Genomic DNA, 18,126 nt, shown 5'->3' with positions numbered 1-18,126 from the left:
CTCATGACCCAAACTGCATCTGCTGCCACGGGGGAAACCCTGGAACCTGCTGACCTGATTGACTTCGATTCCCTGCTCAGCGGCGAGGAGCTGGCCCTGCGATCCACGGTGCGGACCTTCGTGGACGACGCGATCCGCCCGAATATTGCCGGCTGGTTCGAGGCAGCGCACTTCCCGCTGGAGATCGTCCCGGAGCTGGGCAGGCTTGGCCTGCTGGGGATGCACCTGCAGGGCTACGGCTGCGCCGGACGCACAGCGGTGGAGTACGGCATTGCCGGAGCCGAACTTGAGGCAGGCGATTCCGGGCTGCGGACGTTTGTTTCGGTGCAGGGCTCCCTGGCGATGAGCGCCATCGCCAAATGGGGTTCCGAGGAGCAGAAGTCCCGGTGGCTGCCCGGCATGGCGAAGGGTGAGCTGATTGGCTGTTTCGGCCTGACCGAACCCACGGCCGGCTCCGATCCGTCCGCCATGAAGACCTTCGCCCGGCGGGACGGCGAAGACTGGGTGCTGAACGGAACGAAGCGCTGGATCGGCCTGGCCAATGTGGCGGACGTAGCCGTGATCTGGGCACAGACAGACGGCGGCATCCGCGGCTTTGTTGTTCCCACCGGAACCAGGGGGTTCTCCGCCACACCGATCGAGCCGAAGCTCTCCATGCGGGCCAGCATCCAGTGCGAGATCGAACTCACTGACCTCCGCCTCCCGGCCGGCGCGCTGCTCCCTGACGCGCAGGGCCTGCGCGGTCCGTTCTCCTGCCTGAACGAAGCCCGCTACGGCATTATCTGGGGCGCCATGGGAGCGGCCCGGGACTCCTTCGAGGCCGCCCTCGCCTACTCCAAGGACCGGCTGCAGTTCGACAAACCCCTGGCGGGCTACCAGCTCACCCAGCAGAAACTCGTGGACATGGCCCTGGAAATCAACAAGGGATTCCTGCTTGCCCTGCACCTGGGCCGGCTCAAGGACGCCGGAACCCTGCAGAACCACCAGATTTCCGTCGGCAAGCTCAACAACGTCCGTGAGGCCATCGCCATCGCGCGGGAGGCCCGGACGATCCTCGGCGGCAACGGCATCACCCTGGACTACTCACCGCTGCGCCACGCGAACAACCTGGAGTCGGTCCGCACCTACGAAGGGACCGATGAGGTCCACACCCTGATCCTGGGGCAGCGGCTCACCGGTCTTCCCGCGTTCCGCTGATTCCAGCAGAAGCCGGCGGCAACGGGTGGGGTACCGTGAAATGTTGCCCCACCCCTTTCCGCGCCCGGAGGCCGTGCACGAATGACCGTCCGCTTTGATGAGTGACCTTCGCTGCCTGTGCGCCGGCACGGCCTGGGACGACGGCGGCGCGGCGCTCAGGCTGCAGACACCCGGCGGCAGCACGCACCCGCTGCGGCTGGACCCCGGCACCGAACTGCGTTTCCGGATCCAGCCCGGGTCACCGCGGTACTGCCTGGGCTATGACCTGGTGCGGGAAACCGGCCGCGGGTCCCGCCCCTGCCCGGCACAGGCCCCGGCTGAACGCGGTTACCAGTGCGGGAGCTGCTTTGCCCGCGATGAGGGCCGGCTGGTGCACAACAGCCACCGCGGCGGGCCCCTCCCTACCGGGCTGCGGAGCTATCTTTCCCGGCCGCAGTGGCTGTATATCGCCACCTTTGCCGACGGCACCACCAAGGTAGGAACCGCAGCAGACCAACGGAGGGTGCTGCGCCTGACGGAGCAGGGCGCCGTTGCGGCCCAGTACGTGGCCCGGGCCGCGGATGGGCTGCGGGTGCGGATCCTGGAGGACACGGTGTCCTCCGGCCTCGGCCTCACCCAGGCCGTGCGGTCCGGGGCAAAATGTGCGTCGCTGGCAGCTCCGCTTCCGGCAGAATCCATCACGGACATCAACACCGCCCACGCGGATGCCGCCCGGGCGCTGCTCTTCACCCTGGACCCCGAAGGCTTCCAGGTGGTCAAGGATTCCTGGCCCCGTCCGGCTGCCTTTGATGCGGTGCTGGGCCACGGCGGCGCGGGAATCTATCCGCTGCCGCTGGCATCCGGTGAGCACGGCCTGCTGCTCCACGGCCTGCTGGGCAGCACCGCGCTGGTGTCGACGGACAGCGCGGTGCTCCGATTCCTGGCGGACCTCACCCAGCTCAAGGGGCAGCGGCTGGAACTGGGCCGGTTCCGCACTGCGCTGCCTGCCCTGCAGGAATCGCTCTTCTAAACGCCCGGCTGCTTCGGTGCGGCGCCGGCCACACGGTTTCGGTAACGCCGGGGCCCCGACTGTATTCTGAAACTATGCTTAACACCCCTTGGGAAACCGGATCTCCGCTGTACCGCCGTCTGGTCGTCATTGCGCTCTCCGTGACGGGCGCCGGAATCCTGATGGTCCTCCTCGGGGCGGTGACCAACCAGCAGATCATTATGTACCTTGCCCTGCCGGTGATCGTGGTGGGCATGAGCGCGCACCTCAGCGGTATGGTGGTGCGTGCCCGCGACGCCAAACGCCGGATGAAGGGAAACAAATGAGCATCAACCCCGACCTGCAGGGCCGCAGCTACCCGGCGGGGGAGCCTTACCAGGTGGGGCGGGAGAAAATCCGCGAGTTCGCCCGTGCGGTGAAAGCGACCCATCCGGCGCACTTCGAGACCGCCGCCGCGGAGAAGCTCGGTTATGCAGACCTGGTCGCCCCTCCGACGTTCGCGATCATCGTGGCCCAGCAGGCCGACGCCCAGCTGATCAACGATCCTGAGGCCCGGATCGATTTCTCCCGCGTGGTCCATGCCGACCAGCGGTTCACCCACCACCGGCCCATTGTGGCCGGCGACGAACTGGTGGCTGAACTTCACGTCGACTCCGTGCGTGCCATGGGCGACGGCGCCCTGATCAGCACCCGTGCGGAAATCTCCACGCTGGAAGGCGAAAGGGTCGCCACCACCGTCTCATCCATCCTCGTCCGGGGAGAGGGCCAGTAACCATGTCCATTGCACTCAGTGAACTGGCAGCCGGCCAGGAAATCGGCAGCACCACGCTGGAGATCAGCCGGGCGGACCTGGTCCGCTACGCCGGTGCCTCCGGCGACTTCAACCCGATCCACTGGAACGAGCGGTTCGCCCGGTCGGTGGAACTGCCCGGCGTGATCGCGCACGGTATGTTCACCATGGGCGCTGCCGTCCAGCTGGTCACCGATTGGATCGGCGATCCCGGGGCCGTGCTGGACTACCAGACCCGCTTCACCCGGCCGGTGCTCGTCGAGGACTTCGACGATGCTCCCGGTGCGGTTGTGAACGTCACCGGCACGATCGGGGCACTCGACGCCGACAACTCCACCGCGCGGGTGGATCTGACTGTCACCTTCAACGGCCAGAAGGTTCTGGTCAAAGCGCAGGCGGTCGTCCGGATCTGGTGAGCGCACTGACCTCGATGCAGCTGGCATCACTGACTACATCCCGCGTGGGCGGACCCGCGCGGCGCTATCTGTTGGCCGAAACGCCGGATGAGCTCATCGGTATGGTCCGGGCGGCGGACGAGGCGTCCGAACCGCTTCTGCTGGTGGGTGGAGGATCCAACCTGCTGATTTCCGACACCGGCTTTGACGGTGCAGTAGTGCATGTCGGGAACCGCGGAGTAACCATCCGGAACGGCAAGGGCGGCACCGCAGTCGTCGAAGCCCAGGCTGGCCATCCCTGGGATGAGCTCGTCGCCCACACCGTGGCCGAGGGGTATTCCGGGCTGGAAGCTCTCTCCGGCATCCCGGGCCTGGCCGGAGCGACGCCGGTGCAGAACGTGGGTGCCTACGGAGCCGACGTTTCCCACAGCATCGTCTCCGTGCAGACCTGGGACCGCGAAACCCGGCAGCTGCGCCGCTTCGGCGCCGCGGAACTGGAATTCGGTTACCGCGATTCCCTCCTGAAACGCACCACCGTCAACGGTTCGCCCCGCTATGTTGTGCTGAGCGTGGAGTTCTCTCTCACCCAAGGCACAGCCAGTGCACCGATCCGCTACGCCGAGCTGGCCCGGGCGCTCGGTGTGGAAGTTGGAGACAGCGCCGACGCCACGGATGTCCGCCGCGAAGTGCTTAGACTGCGAGCCGGCAAGGGCATGGTCCTGAACCCTGCCGATCCCGATACCCACAGCACCGGTTCCTTCTTCACCAACCCCATCCTTCCGGCTCCGGACGCGGACAGGCTCCCCGCCGAGGCGCCGCGCTACCCGGTTGCCGAACCGGGCATGGTTAAACTCAGTGCCGCCTGGCTGATCGAGCATGCGGGCTTCGGCAAAGGTTTCGGACTGCCCGGAAACCCGGGGAGTGGGATCGCCGGCGGCCGGGCTTCCCTGTCCGCTAAGCACACCCTCGCCGTGACCAACCGCGGCGATGCGTCGGCACAGGACCTGCTGGCGATCGCCCGTGCGGTGGCCGACGGCGTCGAACAGGCGTTTGGTATCCGGCTGCAGCCGGAGCCGCTGCTGATCAACTGCTCCCTGTAAACCACCTGCTGTAAGCGGCCGTCCGGATCTCCGGGCGGCCGCTTTTTTGCTGCCGCAGGGGGCATGGACTCCGCACTGATTTAAACTTCGGCTCTTGAATAGTTAGACTTTCTAACCATGAGCTTCGATGATTCCCTCGAACTATCCCGGCAGCTGCGCCCGATGCTGCCCCGGCTCTACCATCTGAGCCGCCGGCGTCTTCCGGGGTGGGACCTGACGGCGTCGCAGTCCTCCACGATGACCACTCTGGTGGACCGTGGCCCCCTGCGGATGGGCGAGCTGGCAGCGCTGGAAGGCGTTCAGCTCCCGTCCGCCACGTCGGTGGTCAACGGCCTGGTCAAACTGGACCTGGTCGAGCGCCGGGCGGACCCTGCGGACCGCAGGGCGGTCGTCATTGATCTGACCGGGAAGGGCCGGAAGCAGGTGCAGGAGCTGGTGACCCGGCGGAACCAGGCCTTCGCTTTGCTGCTCGAGCGCCTGCCCGAGGCAGACCGCAGGCTGCTGGAGAGTGCGGTTCCGGCCATAGGGCGCCTGCTGGCGCTGGGGACGGGGCCCGCAGGGGACCGGGCCGGAGCCGTGCCCGCGGATGACGAAGAGAACTAACACGCAACCGGAAAGGCAAACAAGCATATGAGCAAAGCCGCAGCCACTGAACCCCATCCGGCACATCCGCGGCTTACGGATGCGCTGCGGGGGCAGCCGAAAACGGTGTGGGTTACTGCCTTTGCCGCCGTGATCGCTTTTATGGGCATCGGACTGGTTGATCCCATCCTCAACACCATCACGGAAGAACTGGGAGCGTCGCCCACAGAAACCACGCTGCTCTTCGGCTCCTACCTGGGCGTCCAGGTGGTGGCCATGCTGCTGACCGGCGTGATGTCCTACCGGTTCGGAGCCAAACGGACGCTCATCACCGGCCTGGTGCTGATTGTGCTGGCCGCCGGAGCCTGCTCCCTGGTGAACAGCATCGAGGCGCTGGTGTGGCTCCGCGCCCTCTGGGGACTGGGTAACGCCTTCTTCATCGCCACGGCCCTCTCGGTTATCGTCGGCGCAGCGGCCGGCGGCCAGGCCGGCGCCATCCTGCTGTATGAGGCCGCCCTCGGCGTCGGACTCGCCGTCGGGCCGCTCCTGGGTGCCGCACTGGGCACCATCTCCTGGCGCGGTCCGTTCGCCGGCACCGCCGTGCTGATGGCTGTTGGTGTCATCCTCTGCGCCACCATGCTGGCCAAGGACAAGGGAAAGGCCGAGCGTCAGCGGATCCGGCTCATCGACCCGCTCCTGGCCCTGCGCAACCGCAACCTGCTCCTGACCTCCCTGGGATCGGCCTTCTACACGGCGGCGTTCTTCGCCATCATCGCCTGGGCGCCCTTCGTCCTGGAGGAAGGCGCCTTCTACGTGGGCTTCGTCTTCTTCGGCTGGGGCCTGTGCGTGGCAGTCTCCGGCGTGGTGCTTGCCCCCAAGGTGGCCCGGTGGTTCGGCGAACGCGGAGGAGCCGTCCTCGCCGTGCTGATTTACGCCCTGGTCCTGCTCGCCATGGCCGTGGGCAACAAGACCGTTGTGGTCATCGGGATCATTGTGTCCGGTATCTTCTCCGGCATCCTGAACACCCTCTTCACCGGTACCGCCATGAGTTCGGGAACGGCCCCGCGCGCCGTCAACAGCGCCGGCTACAACTTCCTGCGCTGGTTCGGCGGAGCAGTTTCCGCCGTGCTGGTGGGCCACGTGGCCGGGTGGCTGGGCCTGCGGGCCCCGTTCTGGGTGGGTGCCATCTGCTGTGCCTTAGCCGCAGGGCTGCTGCTGCTCCGCCAGGAGGCCGGCGACCCGGATCCGCACACCGTGCCGGAGGAAGCTGCCGCCGTCGGCGCAGACTGACGCCCGGCCCGGGACAGCGAAAAAGCGGCCGTTTGGAACTCCAAACGGCCGCTTTTCGCGTTTTGCGGGGCTACAGGTTTCCGGTCGCGATGCGCAGCATCCGGCGCAGCGGCTCGGCCGCGCCCCAGAGAAGCTGGTCGCCGACGGTGAAGGCGCTGATGTACTGCGGACCCATTTCCAGCTTGCGGATCCGGCCCACGGGAATGTCCAGCGTGCCAGTGACCGCTACCGGGGTCAGCTGCGCCATGGTGGCTTCCTTGGTGTTCGGAACCACCTTTGCCCACTCGTTGTCGGCGTCGATGATCCGCTCAATCTCGCCGATGGAAAGGTCTTCGGTGAGCTTCAGGGTCAGGGCCTGGGAGTGGGAGCGCATGGCACCGATGCGGACGCAGAGACCGTCGAACGGAATCCTGGCAGCTTCAGCGGTATGGCGGCCGAGGATCTTGTTGGTCTCCGCTCCGCCCTTCCACTCTTCCTTGGACTGCCCGTTGCCCAGGTCAGCATCGATCCAGGGGATGACGGAACCGGCCAGCGGAACCCCGAACTGGGAAGCATCCATGGACGGATCCTTCTGCTGGGCCAGGACCGCGCGGTCGATTTCCAGGATGGCCGACGCCGGATCGGCCAGGTTGGCCGCGACGGCGGAGTTCAGGGTGCCGAACTGGTTCAGCAGTTCACGCATATGGCGGGCGCCGCCGCCGGAGGCTGCCTGGTAGGTCATGGAGGTGCCCCACTCAACGAGCCCGTTGCGGAACAGCCCGCCCAGGCCCATCAGCATGCAGGACACGGTGCAGTTGCCGCCCACGAAGTTCTTTACGCCCCGGGCCAGCCCGGCGTCGATGACGTCGCGGTTGACCGGATCCAGCACGATGATCGCACTGTCATCCATGCGCAGCGTGGAGGCGGCATCGATCCACAGGCCGTCCCAGCCGGCGTCGCGCAGCTTGGGGTAGACCTCGGCGGTGTAGTCGCCGCCCTGGGTGGTGACGATAATCGGCAGCTTGGCCAAAGTCTCAATGTCGTACGCGTCTTCCAGGGTGCCGGCACCCTGGGCGAAGGCCGGTGCCTGGCCGCCCGCGTTCGAGGTGGAGAAGAAGACGGGGTTGATCAGGTCGAAATCGCCTTCATCCTGCATGCGCTGCATAAGGACGGAACCGACCATGCCCCGCCAGCCGACGAAGCCCGCGGTGGGAACAGAGGTAGCTGCTGATGTCATGGGAATCAGTCTAGGCCAGTGGCTGGCCGCTGTCCTGATCGGTTACGCCGCGGTTCCGGGTCCACAGGGCAATGCGGTACTGCAGCCCGTTGGCGGAGGTATACCAGTCCTGGGCAGGGCTGACGGCGGTAAAGGTCCAGTCCGGTCCCAGCCGGGGCGCATAGCTGTCCCCCTCGGTCTCCGTGTTGATCACCGTGACGATTGCAACATCAGCCAGCGGTTCAGCTGCGGCGTACAGCTGGGACCCGCCCACGATCCAGATCTGGCTGCTGCCTTCGCTGCCCTCCGCAGCTTCCAGGGAGGCTTCCAGGGAGGGGACGACGACGGCGCCCTGGGGGCCGAGCTCGGCTGCCAGTCCCGGGCGGGAGGAGATCACGATGTTGGTGCGGCCGGGCAGCGGCCGGTAAGCCTCGGGGAAGGATTCCCAGGTGCGCCGGCCCATGATCACCGGATGTCCCTGGGTGCTGGCCTTGAAATGGGCCAGGTCCTCCGGCAGGTGCCAGGGCATCCCGCCGTCCTTGCCGATCACGCCGTCGCCCGTCTGAGCCCAGATCATCCCGACCAGCGGCACGCCCGTTGTGCCGAACCCGCGGGCAGCCAGGGCCTCATCGAGCTCCAGTCCAGGCTTCCCCGGATCGCCGGCAGGGTAGTAGCGGGTGGAAGCAGCGGACTTGTTCTTCTCATTCAAGGCGAATGCCCTTTCACACGGCGATAGGTGCTTTGATACCGGGGTGGTGCTGGTAATCCAGGACCTCGAAGTCCTCAAGCTCATAGTCGAAGATGCTGGCCGGCTTCCGCCGCAGCCGCAGCTGAGGATACGGGAACGGCTCGCGGGACAGCTGTTCGGTGACCTGGTCCATGTGGTTGTCGTAGATGTGGACATCGCCGCCGGTCCAGACAAACTCACCGGGCTCCAGGCCCACCTGCTGCGCCACCATCAGGGTCAGCAGGGCGTAGGAAGCAATGTTGAAGGGGACGCCCAGGAACGTGTCCGCGGAGCGCTGGTAGAGCTGGCAGGAGAGTTTTCCGTCCGCGACATAGAACTGGAACATCGCGTGGCACGGCGGCAGGGCCATGTTCTCCACTTCTGCCGGATTCCAGGCGGTGACGATGTGCCGGCGTGAATCGGGGTTCGTCTTCAGCCCGTTAATGAGCTTCTCGATCTGGTCGATCTGCCCGCCGTCCGGAGTGGGCCAGGAGCGCCACTGGACACCGTAGACCGGGCCCAGCTCGCCGTCGTCGTCCGCCCACTCGTTCCAGATGCTGACGCCGCGTTCCTGCAGCCAGCGGACATTCGAATCCCCGCGCAGGAACCACAGCAGTTCCAGCGCCACGGACTTGAAATGCACCCGCTTGGTGGTGATCAGCGGAAAGGACGTGCTGAGGTCAAAGCGCATCTGCCGGCCGAAAACGCTGCGGGTGCCGGTGCCGGTGCGGTCGGACTTTTGGGTCCCGTTCGCCAGGACGTCGCGGAGCAGGTCTTCGTACGGTGTGGGAATGGTGGTCACTGCTCCAGTGTAGTGGGCGTGCGTTGATGATCCCCGGGCACAGAGCGCAATGCAGTCCCCAGCAGCTGAAGCAGTGCGGGGCCGCTGATGCCGTGCCGGCGGGCGAGTGTGAGGAGGTTCTCGACGGCGGCGGTGAGCTCCGGCGGCGTGGCCTGCACGGACCGTGTTCCCGGCGGCCGCGGGGCGATGACCGTGCCGCGCCGGCGCATGGCGGTGACGGTGCCTTCGGCTTCGAGCTCCTTGTAGGCCCTGGCCACGGTGCCCGGCGCGACGCCGAGGTCCGCGGCCAGCATCCGGATGGTGGGCAGCCGGTCGCCGGGGGAGAGGACGCCGGAAGCAGCCAGCGCGCTGACCTGACCGCGGATCTGCTCATACGGAGGAACTGGAGACTCCAGATCCACACTGATCTCTGCGCTCATGTCCGCAGGGCCGGAGGAACGTCCTCACGGTCGGCGTAGCCCGGCAGGTCCGGAAAGTGGGACGGGCCGAACTGCCGCAGCGCAATGACCAGCGCGGCCAGCAGCCACAGCCAGGCCCCCGCGCCTGCCTGCTGGACCAGCGGTGCCAGCCAGGTCAGCGGCGGTTCGAGTTCGATGCCGTTCCATGAGCTGTGTGCCCAGGCGCTGTGCAGCGAGAGGTTGAAGATGGAGACACCCACGGCCGCAACACTGGCAGCCGCTGTGGTCCGGGCGATCCGGAAGAGCGCCACGCGGCGCAGGCGCAGGTCCACGGTGCGGTCTGCTTCCGGGAAAGCGGGACGCTCCAGGACCCGGCGGGAGAGGAAATCCGTCAACACGGGCAGCAGCAGCACCAGGACGGCTGCGGAAAGGGCGAAGCGCCAGTCAAAGAACGGGTCAATGTCAATGGTGTCAATGGTTAGGCCCGGGGGATTCGTCCCTTGCGGGCCGTATGCGTTCGCGGCAGCATCCACGGCATAGGCGCGGGCTGCCGGGTCAACCGACGGACCAATCAGCGCCGAGCCCAGCTGGATCAGCAGGACGACGGCGGCTGCACCGGTGGGGGTCCACCCCAGCCAGCGGGGCGGCCGGAGGAAATTCAGGTCCTCCGGGTCCAGCTCGCCGATGTTCCCGATGTTCCCGGTGCTCCCGCTGCAGAGGCGCACGGTGCGCCGGGCAATCCAGCGATCCGTGAAGAATGACAGAACCAGGAACACCAGCGCGCCGCCTGCCACGGCCAGCAGCGCACCGACCCGGTCCTGCCAGGTCAGGGCGAATAGGACCGATCCGGCTGCGGCGGCCGCGATGGGACCGGCGAGGGTGAGGCGCAGGCTCGCCGCAAGGGACCTGACCGCCAGCGGCGACCGCGGGGGAGCTTCGGCTTGCCCCAGCGGTTCGTCCTCCGGAGCCTCGGGCAGCGGCACCCGAGGTGCGCGCTTCAGCAGGGCAAACAGGCCGGCGTAGAAGAGGGGCAGGCTGATAATCCTCAGGACATCCCCCGTCTGGCTCAGCCCAGGCGGTGTGGGGTAGTTGGAGAGGAAGATGGCACCGGAGGTGTTCAATGACATCAGGAGGGCGGCGGCCACCCGCAGGACCCGGTGAGCCGAGGCCCGACGCAGTGCGGCGTCCGCTTCCACGGTGGTGCCTGGGACCATGGGCCGCACAGAGATGAGTTTGAGGATTCCCGCCGTGGCTCCGGCCGTCAGCAGGAGCCAGGGCAGCCACCCGAACAGCAGTGCCATGGCTGGTGGCGAGAACGGATCGCGTTGAAGCACGGTCCCGAGGAGCAGCAGATCCAGGACCAGGAAGATCAGGGCAACGCAGGCCATATACCTTGGCACGAGCGTGCGCAGGCTGCGGTGCCGGAGGACGGCGGTGCGGACAGCGCCACGCGGCCGCGGCCAGGTCAGTTCACCGACGGCGAGGACTGCGAGTGCGAAGACTGTGGGCGGCCCCAGCTGCAGGAGCGCGGCGGGGATGCTGAAGTGGCCGTTCCACCACAGGTCCCCGCTCACTTCCACGAGCGCGGGCCGCAGGACACCGGGGAGCCACATAGCCGTTGCCAAAGCAACGATCCCGATCCGCCGGGCGTACTTTTGCGCGGCCTCAGTGACGGTCCGGGCGTCCGTTCCCGGCTTGGGCCGGACGGACAGCACCATCAGGGTGAGGACAACCGCCCAGAACAGCAGGGTGCCGAGTGTGGATAGGACAACCGCTGCCATAAGGATCCCCCGGAGCTATGAATCGAATGTACCGAGTATTTGATACATAACTCCGGGGGTCAAGGGTTTGAGGGCAACCCTTAGAGAGCGCCGCCGGCGGCCTCGGGGGCACCGGCGTCGTCGCCGCCGTCGCCTACGCGCTCGCGGGCCATGAAGTTCTCCAGATCGAACAGGTTGTCCGCCCGGCGGGCCACGGCAAGCAGCGTGCTCATGGAAGCGACTTCCTCCACCTGCTCCTTGAGGAACCACAGCATGAACTGCTCGCCGAGGGCGTCGCCTTCCGTGCGGGCCGCCGCGAACAGCGCCTCGATCTGGGAGGTCACCTGCTTTTCCTGGGCCAGGGCCAGGGAAATCGGCTCCACCACATCGGTGAAATCGTTCTTGACCGGCTCAATCCCGGGAATCCGGACGGGCAGGTCCCGGTCCAGCATGTACTGGACCAGCATCATCGCGTGGTTCCGCTCTTCCACTGACTGCGCGTAGAAGTGGCGGGCCAGCTGCGGGAGGTCCTCGCCGTCAAAGTACACGGCCATGGCCACGTACTGCTGCGAGGCATTGAATTCGTTACCGATCTGGGCTTCAAGGAGTTCAGTGAATTTGCTCATGACGCTAACAATATGCGTGCTGACCTGCGCAGAAAAGGACGGATAGGCTTAGCTCGCCAAGGCTAGGCTAAGCACTCCTGTGGGTTTCCCCAGCCGCCGCAGCCCTAGTCATCGAAGGGCCGGTACCGCTCCAGTGAGACGATCCGCCGCGGATTGCGCCGGCTGACATGGCAGATTACGGCCTCGCCTGGAACCAGATACGGATCCTTGTCCGGAAGCCGGGCTGACATCGCGTCCGCCATGTGCGCTGACAGGACTTCGAAAACCAGGGGCAGGACCGGCCGGTGGGTGCACAGCGCCACCGGTTTGGCTTTCTCAAACAGACTGTCGACGGCGGCGCGGGCCTTGCCGGGCTTGCGTTTGGCGCTGTGCTCGGTCAGGGCGTCCACTGTCTTGAACTTCGGCTTGCGCGCATTTACGTAGGGGCCCATGGTCTGGACGCAGCGGAGCCAGGGGCTCGTGGCCACCCGGTCCGGGCTCCAGGCCACCAGCAGGCGGGCCACCGCCTTGGCCTGGCGCTGGCCGGTGGCTGCGAGCGGACGTTCGCCCTCGGCCCGGGCCCAGGAGGACCGGGGCTTGGCTTTCGCATGCCGGACGACGATCAGCGGCCAGGTAGCCAGGTCACCAGCCTCGTACGCTGCCACCAGGGCCTCCAGCGGCAGCCGGTCGGTGGGGTTGGTCAGCAGCCGGGCAGCTTCCTCGGGGGCGCACCAGCGTACGCCGTCGACCTCCTTGCCATCGGGGCGCGGTTTAGCCGACTCCACGTGGGCGGCCCAGTAATGCACGGCTTTGAGGCCGGATGCCACGGGATACCGGGTCTGGGGGAGCGGGATGCCCAGCCTGATGTGGAGCCCGATTTCTTCCCGCACCTCCCGCACGGCGCACTCAGGAACCGTTTCGCCGGCGTCGAGCTTCCCCTTCGGCCAGGACCAGTCGTCATAACGCGGCCGGTGGATCATCAGGACCTCCAGTTGGTCGGCCTGCACCCGCCAGCAGATAGCTCCGGCGGCCACGACCTTCGGCTCGCCGGACAGATCCAAGGCGTAGGGCGTCTCACCCAGCAGCAGGGCAGCCGTCTCTTCCGGGGCATCCCGGCCGTCCTCCGGGAGGGAGAGCGCCGAAGCGGCCGGTCCCGGCCCATCCGCTGCGGGCGCGGAGCCCATGGAACCCTGTATCAACGGCGGACCAGCGCGCGCTGGCGCGAGCGGGAAGCGAGCAGCCAGGACTGCACGTCCTCCAACAGATTCCCGTCGGCGTCCTTATGGTGCCGGGTCCAGATGCCGTCGGCATCCAGGTGCCAGCTGGCGGTCCCGGGGTCCAGATAACGGTCCATGAGGTCGATCAGGTTGGTGATGTCGTCCGGTGACCCCAGCTGCACCAGCGCCTCGACGCGGCGGTCGAGGTTCCGGTGCATCATGTCCGCGGAGCCGATGAACACCACCGGGTCCCCGCCGTTGGCGAAGGCGAACACCCGGGAGTGTTCGAGGAACCGGCCCAGGATGGAACGGACCGTAATGTTCTCGCTCAATCCCGGAACCCCCGGGCGGACGGAACAGATACCGCGGACGATCACGTCAACCTGGACACCGGCCTGGGAGGCGCGGTACAGGGAGTCGATGATCGCCTCATCGACCATGGAGTTGACCTTGATGATCACCCGGCCGGGAAGGCCGGCCTTCTTGTTGGCGATTTCCCGTTCAATCCGGTCGATCAGTCCCGACCGGACGGAGCGCGGGGCCACCAGGAGGCGTTTGAACGTGGACTTGGGGGCGTAGCCGGAGAGCTGGTTGAAGAGCTTGGTGAGGTCTTCACCCACCTTTTCGTTGGCGGTGAGCAGGCCCAGGTCCTCGTAGTAGCGGGCAGTGCGGGGATGGTAGTTGCCGGTACCGATATGGCAGTAACGGCGCAGGCCGTCCACTTCCTGGCGGACCACCAGGGAGAGCTTGCAGTGCGTCTTGAGTCCGACGATGCCGTACACCACGTGCACCCCGGCCTGCTCCAGTTTCCGCGCCCAGGAGATGTTCGCCTGTTCGTCGAAGCGGGCCTTGATTTCCACCAGTGCCAGGACCTGCTTGCCGGACTCCGCGGCGTCGATCAGTGCATCAACAATGGGGGAGTCACCGGAGGTCCGGTACAGGGTCTGCTTAATCGCCTGCACCCGGGGATCAGCAGCCGCCTGCTCCAGGAACGCCTGGACCGAGGTGGAGAAGGAATCGTAGGGGTGGTGCAGCAGGATGTCACGGCGCCGCATGGCGGCGAAGACATCTGCAGGCTTGGAGGTCTCGGATTCCTTCAGGTGCAGCGAGGTGTGCGGGACCTGCTTGGGGTAGTGGAGGTCCGGCCGGTCGATCCGGCTGATCGGGCTGAGGCCGCGCAGGTCCAGCGGCGCCGGCAGGGTGTACACCTCGTCCTCTTCGACACCGAGTTCGCGCACCAGCAGTTCCCGGACACCCGGGTTGATGTCCGGAGTAACTTCCAGCCGGACCGGCGGGCCGAACCGGCGGCGCAGCAGCTCCTTCTCCAGCGCCTGGAGCAGGTTCTCGGCGTCGTCCTCTTCAACTTCGAGGTCCTCGTTGCGGGTCACGCGGAAGGTGTAATGCTCCACCACGTCCATGCCGGGGAACAGCTGGTCCAGGTGCTCGGCGATCATGTCTTCCAGCGGGATGAACCTCGCGGTGCGTCCCGCAACGTTCCCGGCACGGGGACCGTCCACGGAAATCAGCCGCGGCAGCTGGTCCGGCACCTTGACCCGGGCGAAGAAGTCCTTGCCGCTGACCGGGTTGCGGACCACCACGGCAAGGTTCAGCGACAGGCCGGAGATGTACGGGAACGGATGCGCCGGATCCACGGCGAGGGGCGTGAGGATCGGGAAGACCTTCGCCGCGAACTGCCGGTGCAGCTGGGCCTTCGAGGCGTCGTCGAGTTCCTTCCAGCTGACCAGGTGGATGTTCTCCTCCGCCAGCGCCGGGCGGATCTGCCGCGCAAAAACCTCTGCGTGCCGCTGCTGCAGCCGGTAGCCGGCCTGGGTGATCTCCTCCAGCTGTTCAATGGGGCTGAGCCCGGCTGCGGAGGGAACGGCCAGGCCGGTCGCGATGCGGCGCTTCAGGCCGGCCACCCGGACCATAAAGAACTCATCGAGGTTGGAGGCGAAGATCGAGAGGAAACTGACGCGTTCCAGCAGGTAGAGCTCCGGATCCTCGGCCAGTTCCAGCACCCGGGCGTTGAAGTGCAGCCAGCTGATCTCCCGGTCCAGGAAACGGTCCGGGGTGATGTCGCCGCTCGGCAGCAGGGCAGGACCAAAATCCGGAATGTCGATGCGGTCCTGCGTGGCCCGCGGCGCGGGCATCGCTTCGGCAGAACCGAAGGACAACCGCGTGCTGGCTACGGTCTCGGAATCCATAGTATTTCTCCCTGGCAGTTCTGGCTGGCTGCTTCGGCTCCCGGGAACCGGAGTGCCTGGGCGGCCGTCATTCTCAACACTACAAGCCGCGGACGGCTATTCGGCCGCGTACATGACGTCCACGTCCCAGCGGACAAAACCGAGCCGGCGGTACAGCGCGACGGCGGGAGCATTATCCGCGTCAACGTAGAGCATCACTGCGCGCAGGCCCGCCTGCCGAAGGTGCTCGATTCCGGCCAGGGTCAGGGCCTTGCCCAGTCCGCTGCCCTGCGCCTGAGGGGTCACGCCCACCACGTAGACCTCGCCCATGGCAGGGTGGCTGCCGCTGCGGGGGTGGACCTTTGTCCAGTGGAAACCGAGCAGCTCCCCGTCTGACTCGCGCACGGCCAGCAGGAATCCCGCAGGATCGAACCAGTCCTCTGCCATGCGGGCCTCAAGGTCGGCCCGGGTCATCGCCCCTTGCTCAGGATGGTGGGCGAAAGCGGCGGCGTTGGCCTGCAGCCACGCGGTTTCATCGCGGCCGGGCTCGAACGGCCGCAGCACCACTCCCTCCGGCAGTGCGGGTGCCGGCAGCTCCTTTTCCAGGGCGTCGTGGGAGAGGCGCATCCGCCACAGTTCCCGGACCGGGCGGTAGCCGAAGCGGGCGGCCAGTTCGACGGCGGCCTCATGGTTGCCGTGTGACCAGGCTTTGACGCCCCTGCCGGTATCCGCCTGCACAGCCTGCGCCAGCGCGGTGCCGACACCCTGGTTCCGGTAGTTCGGATGGACCACCAGTTCCAGCACTCCGGCTTCCGGATCGCCCGGCGGGGAGTTCAGCACGGCGACGCCGGCAAGATACTGGGCTGTGGAAGGATCGGAGTGCTCATCCAGGGCCAGGGTCGAGTACACCCGCAGCAGGTCCGGATCGGCGTCCGGGGAGCGCAGGTCAACGAGGGTCTGCTCCGACAGGGGAGGATTCCCGTCGGCTTCGGCGGCCGCTGCGGCCAATTCCCGGATTCCGCGGAGCGCCGCCTCGTCGGGGGCGCCGCGGGTAGTGAGGATAGGCCATCTGGTCAGGGGGTTCTCGCTCATTGAAGAAGCCTAACCGCCCAAGGGCGCGGGAGGGGAGACGCGTCAGCTCTCGTGCCGCGCGGCGGCCGGCTGGTCCTCCGGAGTGCGGGTGCGGGTGAACCGGTATCCCACGTTGCGCACGGTCCCGATGAGGTTCTCATGGTCCGGTCCCAGCTTCGCCCGGAGGCGCCTCACATGGACGTCCACCGTTCGTGTGCCCCCGTAGTAGTCGTATCCCCAGACCTCGTGGAGCAGCTGGTCCCGGGTAAAGACCCGTCCGGGGTGCTGGGCCAGGTACTTGAGGAGTTCAAATTCCTTGTAGGTGAGGTTCAGCGCGGTGCCGCTGACCCGGGCCGTGTAGCTGGCCTCATCAATCACCACACCCGAAGCATGGATTTCGGTGCTGGCAGCACCGGACGCTGCCTGGGTGCGGGAGACGGCCAGCCGGAGGCGGGCTTCGAGTTCCGCCGGCCCGGCACTGTCCAGGACGACGTCGTCCGCGAGCCAGTTCGCTGCCACCGCTGCCATGCCGCCCTCGGTGAGGACCAGGATCAGGGGGGTGTCCAGTCCGGTGGCCTTGAGCAGCTGGGTGAGGGAACGCGCGCCGATCAGGTCTTTGCGGGCATCCACCAGCACAACGTCGCAGGGTTCAATATCCAGCAGGGCGGTCGGTTCCGCGGGGACCACATGGACCTTGTGGTTCAGCAGTTCCAGCGCGGGCAGGATTTCAACAGACGCCCCGGAGCTGTTGGTGAGAAGCAGAATGTGCGGCATAGGTCCTCCGAAAGTTGGGCGCACATCGTCGGGCACGTTATCCATCCGGTCCTCAGCGGCCGAAGAGTGGTGAAAGTATATCCACCGATCCGCCCGCAGGCCGTAGCTTTTATCCGTGCCGCGTAATAAGGCAGTATGGCTAGGGTGAAACTTTGGAGCATTGCGGTGCCGGCGGCAGTTGTCCTGATCGGCATCGTGGTGGCTTCGTACCTTTCAGTCGAGGCGACGGCCATAGTTACGGGAGCCGCCGCGGCGCTCGCGGGATTCGGCTGGCCCTATCTGCTGGGCGTGCCCGCCCGCAAGACCCAGGGCGGCGTCCTGGCGTTTGTCGGCGCCGGCAGTGTCGCAGCCGCCTACCTGGCCCCGGCCACGTCCATGCTGACCTGGCTGCCGGCTTTCACCGCCGTCGGAGTCGGGTCTGTCTTCCTGATCCAGCTGCTGCGCGGCACCGGCCAGGCCCACCGGCTGGAATCGACCATCGGAGTTATTGGCGGCGCCCTGATCTCCGGGATGGCTTCCGGCTGGGTGGCAGCTGACCGGCTGCCTGCTCCGGAGGGATCCTACGGACTGATTACCGCCAGTGGCGCAGCCATCCTCAGTGCCATCCTGGTTTCCCTGATTCCGCTGCCGGACCGCATCACTGCGCCCTTCGCCGTCGTCGCCGGGGCAGTTGCGGGCGGAGCGGCCGCAGCGCTGGTCCCCGGGCTGCCGGTTGCCGCCGGGGCAGTTATCGGCGCCGTCTGTGCCGGAGTGATCGCAGCTGTCCGCCGGCTGGCACTGACCCGGGATGAGGCACCCGGGCTGCTCGGCGTCCTCTCGGCAGGACTCGCCCCGGTCCTCGCGCTGGGCACGGCCGTCTACTTCGCCGGCCGCCTGCTCATCCCCTAGGCGGGGCGGGAGGTATCGCCCCCGGCCGTCACAGGAGACAAAGCATCCGGTGAGCGGGTTAGGATGTAGGCATGTCGCTTGTAGCTCTCGAAATCTTTTTCATCGTCCTCCTGGGTATCACCGGCCTGGCAATGGCCGGCTTCGCAGGCCTCGTAGTGGCGCGC

General features: G+C 66.9%; 19 protein-coding genes. 9 read left to right on the top strand and 10 right to left on the bottom strand.

Annotation, left to right across the window (positions count from 1 at the left end; translation table 11 throughout):
- Window positions 1-3 precede the first annotated feature (3 nt).
- The 8 genes from AL3_RS02335 (at window position 4) to AL3_RS02300 (ending at window position 6,342) form a co-directional block, all read left to right on the top strand.
- Window positions 4-1,197: an acyl-CoA dehydrogenase family protein gene (locus AL3_RS02335; protein ID WP_066296102.1), complete on the top strand. Its 1,194-nt coding sequence runs from the start codon at window positions 4-6 to the stop codon at window positions 1,195-1,197.
- A 97-nt stretch (window positions 1,198-1,294) separates the two neighbouring features.
- The gene (locus tag AL3_RS02330) at window positions 1,295-2,206 is read left to right on the top strand and encodes a hypothetical protein (protein WP_066296100.1); all 912 of its coding nucleotides are present in this window, start codon (window positions 1,295-1,297) and stop codon (window positions 2,204-2,206) included.
- A gap of 74 nt (window positions 2,207-2,280) precedes the next feature.
- Entirely contained in the window at window positions 2,281-2,511 is a 231-nt protein-coding gene (locus AL3_RS02325; RefSeq protein WP_066296098.1) for a hypothetical protein, read from the top strand.
- On the top strand, window positions 2,508-2,957 hold the full coding sequence (locus tag AL3_RS02320; protein ID WP_066296095.1) for an FAS1-like dehydratase domain-containing protein: 450 nt from the start codon (window positions 2,508-2,510) through the stop codon (window positions 2,955-2,957). The genes AL3_RS02325 and AL3_RS02320 overlap by 4 nt, the downstream gene beginning before the upstream one ends.
- A 2-nt stretch (window positions 2,958-2,959) precedes the next feature.
- Window positions 2,960-3,391: a MaoC family dehydratase gene (locus AL3_RS02315; protein ID WP_066296091.1), complete on the top strand. Its 432-nt coding sequence runs from the start codon at window positions 2,960-2,962 to the stop codon at window positions 3,389-3,391.
- Window positions 3,392-3,396: 5 nt separating this feature from the next.
- Window positions 3,397-4,470, top strand: a complete 1,074-nt coding sequence (locus tag AL3_RS02310) for a UDP-N-acetylmuramate dehydrogenase (protein WP_066297018.1) — start codon at window positions 3,397-3,399, stop codon at window positions 4,468-4,470.
- 117 nt (window positions 4,471-4,587) lie between these two features.
- A complete protein-coding gene (locus tag AL3_RS02305) occupies window positions 4,588-5,073 on the top strand; it encodes a MarR family winged helix-turn-helix transcriptional regulator (protein WP_066296089.1) in 486 nt (161 codons plus the stop codon).
- A gap of 27 nt (window positions 5,074-5,100) precedes the next feature.
- Window positions 5,101-6,342, top strand: a complete 1,242-nt coding sequence (locus AL3_RS02300; RefSeq protein ID WP_066296087.1) for an MFS transporter — start codon at window positions 5,101-5,103, stop codon at window positions 6,340-6,342.
- Between the two features lie 70 nt (window positions 6,343-6,412).
- On the opposite strand, the gene asd is transcribed toward AL3_RS02300, so the two are convergent.
- From asd to AL3_RS02250, 10 genes are all read right to left on the bottom strand, one after another.
- Entirely contained in the window at window positions 6,413-7,558 is a 1,146-nt protein-coding gene (gene asd / locus AL3_RS02295; RefSeq protein WP_066296083.1) for an aspartate-semialdehyde dehydrogenase, read from the bottom strand.
- A gap of 10 nt (window positions 7,559-7,568) precedes the next feature.
- A complete protein-coding gene (locus tag AL3_RS02290) occupies window positions 7,569-8,246 on the bottom strand; it encodes a dihydrofolate reductase (RefSeq protein WP_246168410.1) in 678 nt (225 codons plus the stop codon).
- A 13-nt stretch (window positions 8,247-8,259) separates the two neighbouring features.
- Window positions 8,260-9,066, bottom strand: a complete 807-nt coding sequence (locus AL3_RS02285) for a thymidylate synthase (RefSeq protein ID WP_066296080.1) — start codon at window positions 9,064-9,066, stop codon at window positions 8,260-8,262.
- Window positions 9,063-9,485, bottom strand: a complete 423-nt coding sequence (locus AL3_RS02280) for a GntR family transcriptional regulator (protein ID WP_066296077.1) — start codon at window positions 9,483-9,485, stop codon at window positions 9,063-9,065. Before AL3_RS02280 ends, AL3_RS02285 begins: the two co-directional genes overlap by 4 nt.
- Window positions 9,482-11,245: a hypothetical protein gene (locus AL3_RS02275; RefSeq protein WP_066296075.1), complete on the bottom strand. Its 1,764-nt coding sequence runs from the start codon at window positions 11,243-11,245 to the stop codon at window positions 9,482-9,484. Before AL3_RS02275 ends, AL3_RS02280 begins: the two co-directional genes overlap by 4 nt.
- Window positions 11,246-11,325: 80 nt before the next feature.
- Window positions 11,326-11,850, bottom strand: a complete 525-nt coding sequence (locus tag AL3_RS02270; RefSeq protein WP_066296073.1) for a ferritin — start codon at window positions 11,848-11,850, stop codon at window positions 11,326-11,328.
- A gap of 104 nt (window positions 11,851-11,954) precedes the next feature.
- Entirely contained in the window at window positions 11,955-13,013 is a 1,059-nt protein-coding gene (locus tag AL3_RS02265; RefSeq protein ID WP_083521369.1) for an NUDIX hydrolase, read from the bottom strand.
- Window positions 13,014-13,024: 11 nt separating this feature from the next.
- Window positions 13,025-15,250, bottom strand: a complete 2,226-nt coding sequence (locus AL3_RS02260) for an RNA degradosome polyphosphate kinase (RefSeq protein WP_066296070.1) — start codon at window positions 15,248-15,250, stop codon at window positions 13,025-13,027.
- Window positions 15,251-15,346: 96 nt separating this feature from the next.
- On the bottom strand, window positions 15,347-16,321 hold the full coding sequence (gene mshD, locus AL3_RS02255; protein WP_066296065.1) for a mycothiol synthase: 975 nt from the start codon (window positions 16,319-16,321) through the stop codon (window positions 15,347-15,349).
- A gap of 42 nt (window positions 16,322-16,363) precedes the next feature.
- Complete coding sequence (locus AL3_RS02250; protein ID WP_066296063.1) at window positions 16,364-17,074, bottom strand: winged helix-turn-helix transcriptional regulator; 711 nt, start codon at window positions 17,072-17,074, stop codon at window positions 16,364-16,366.
- A 135-nt stretch (window positions 17,075-17,209) separates the two neighbouring features.
- On the opposite strand from AL3_RS02250, the gene AL3_RS02245 reads away from it, so the two are divergent.
- Window positions 17,210-17,962, top strand: a complete 753-nt coding sequence (locus tag AL3_RS02245) for a hypothetical protein (protein WP_161599338.1) — start codon at window positions 17,210-17,212, stop codon at window positions 17,960-17,962.
- Window positions 17,963-18,126 lie beyond the last annotated feature (164 nt).

The organism is Arthrobacter luteolus NBRC 107841 (genome assembly GCF_001552075.1).
In the GTDB taxonomy this organism is placed as follows: domain Bacteria; phylum Actinomycetota; class Actinomycetes; order Actinomycetales; family Micrococcaceae; genus Arthrobacter_B; species Arthrobacter_B luteolus.
Note: the sequence above shows the minus strand (reverse complement) of the source record. Positions and strands in the feature narration are given on the sequence as shown.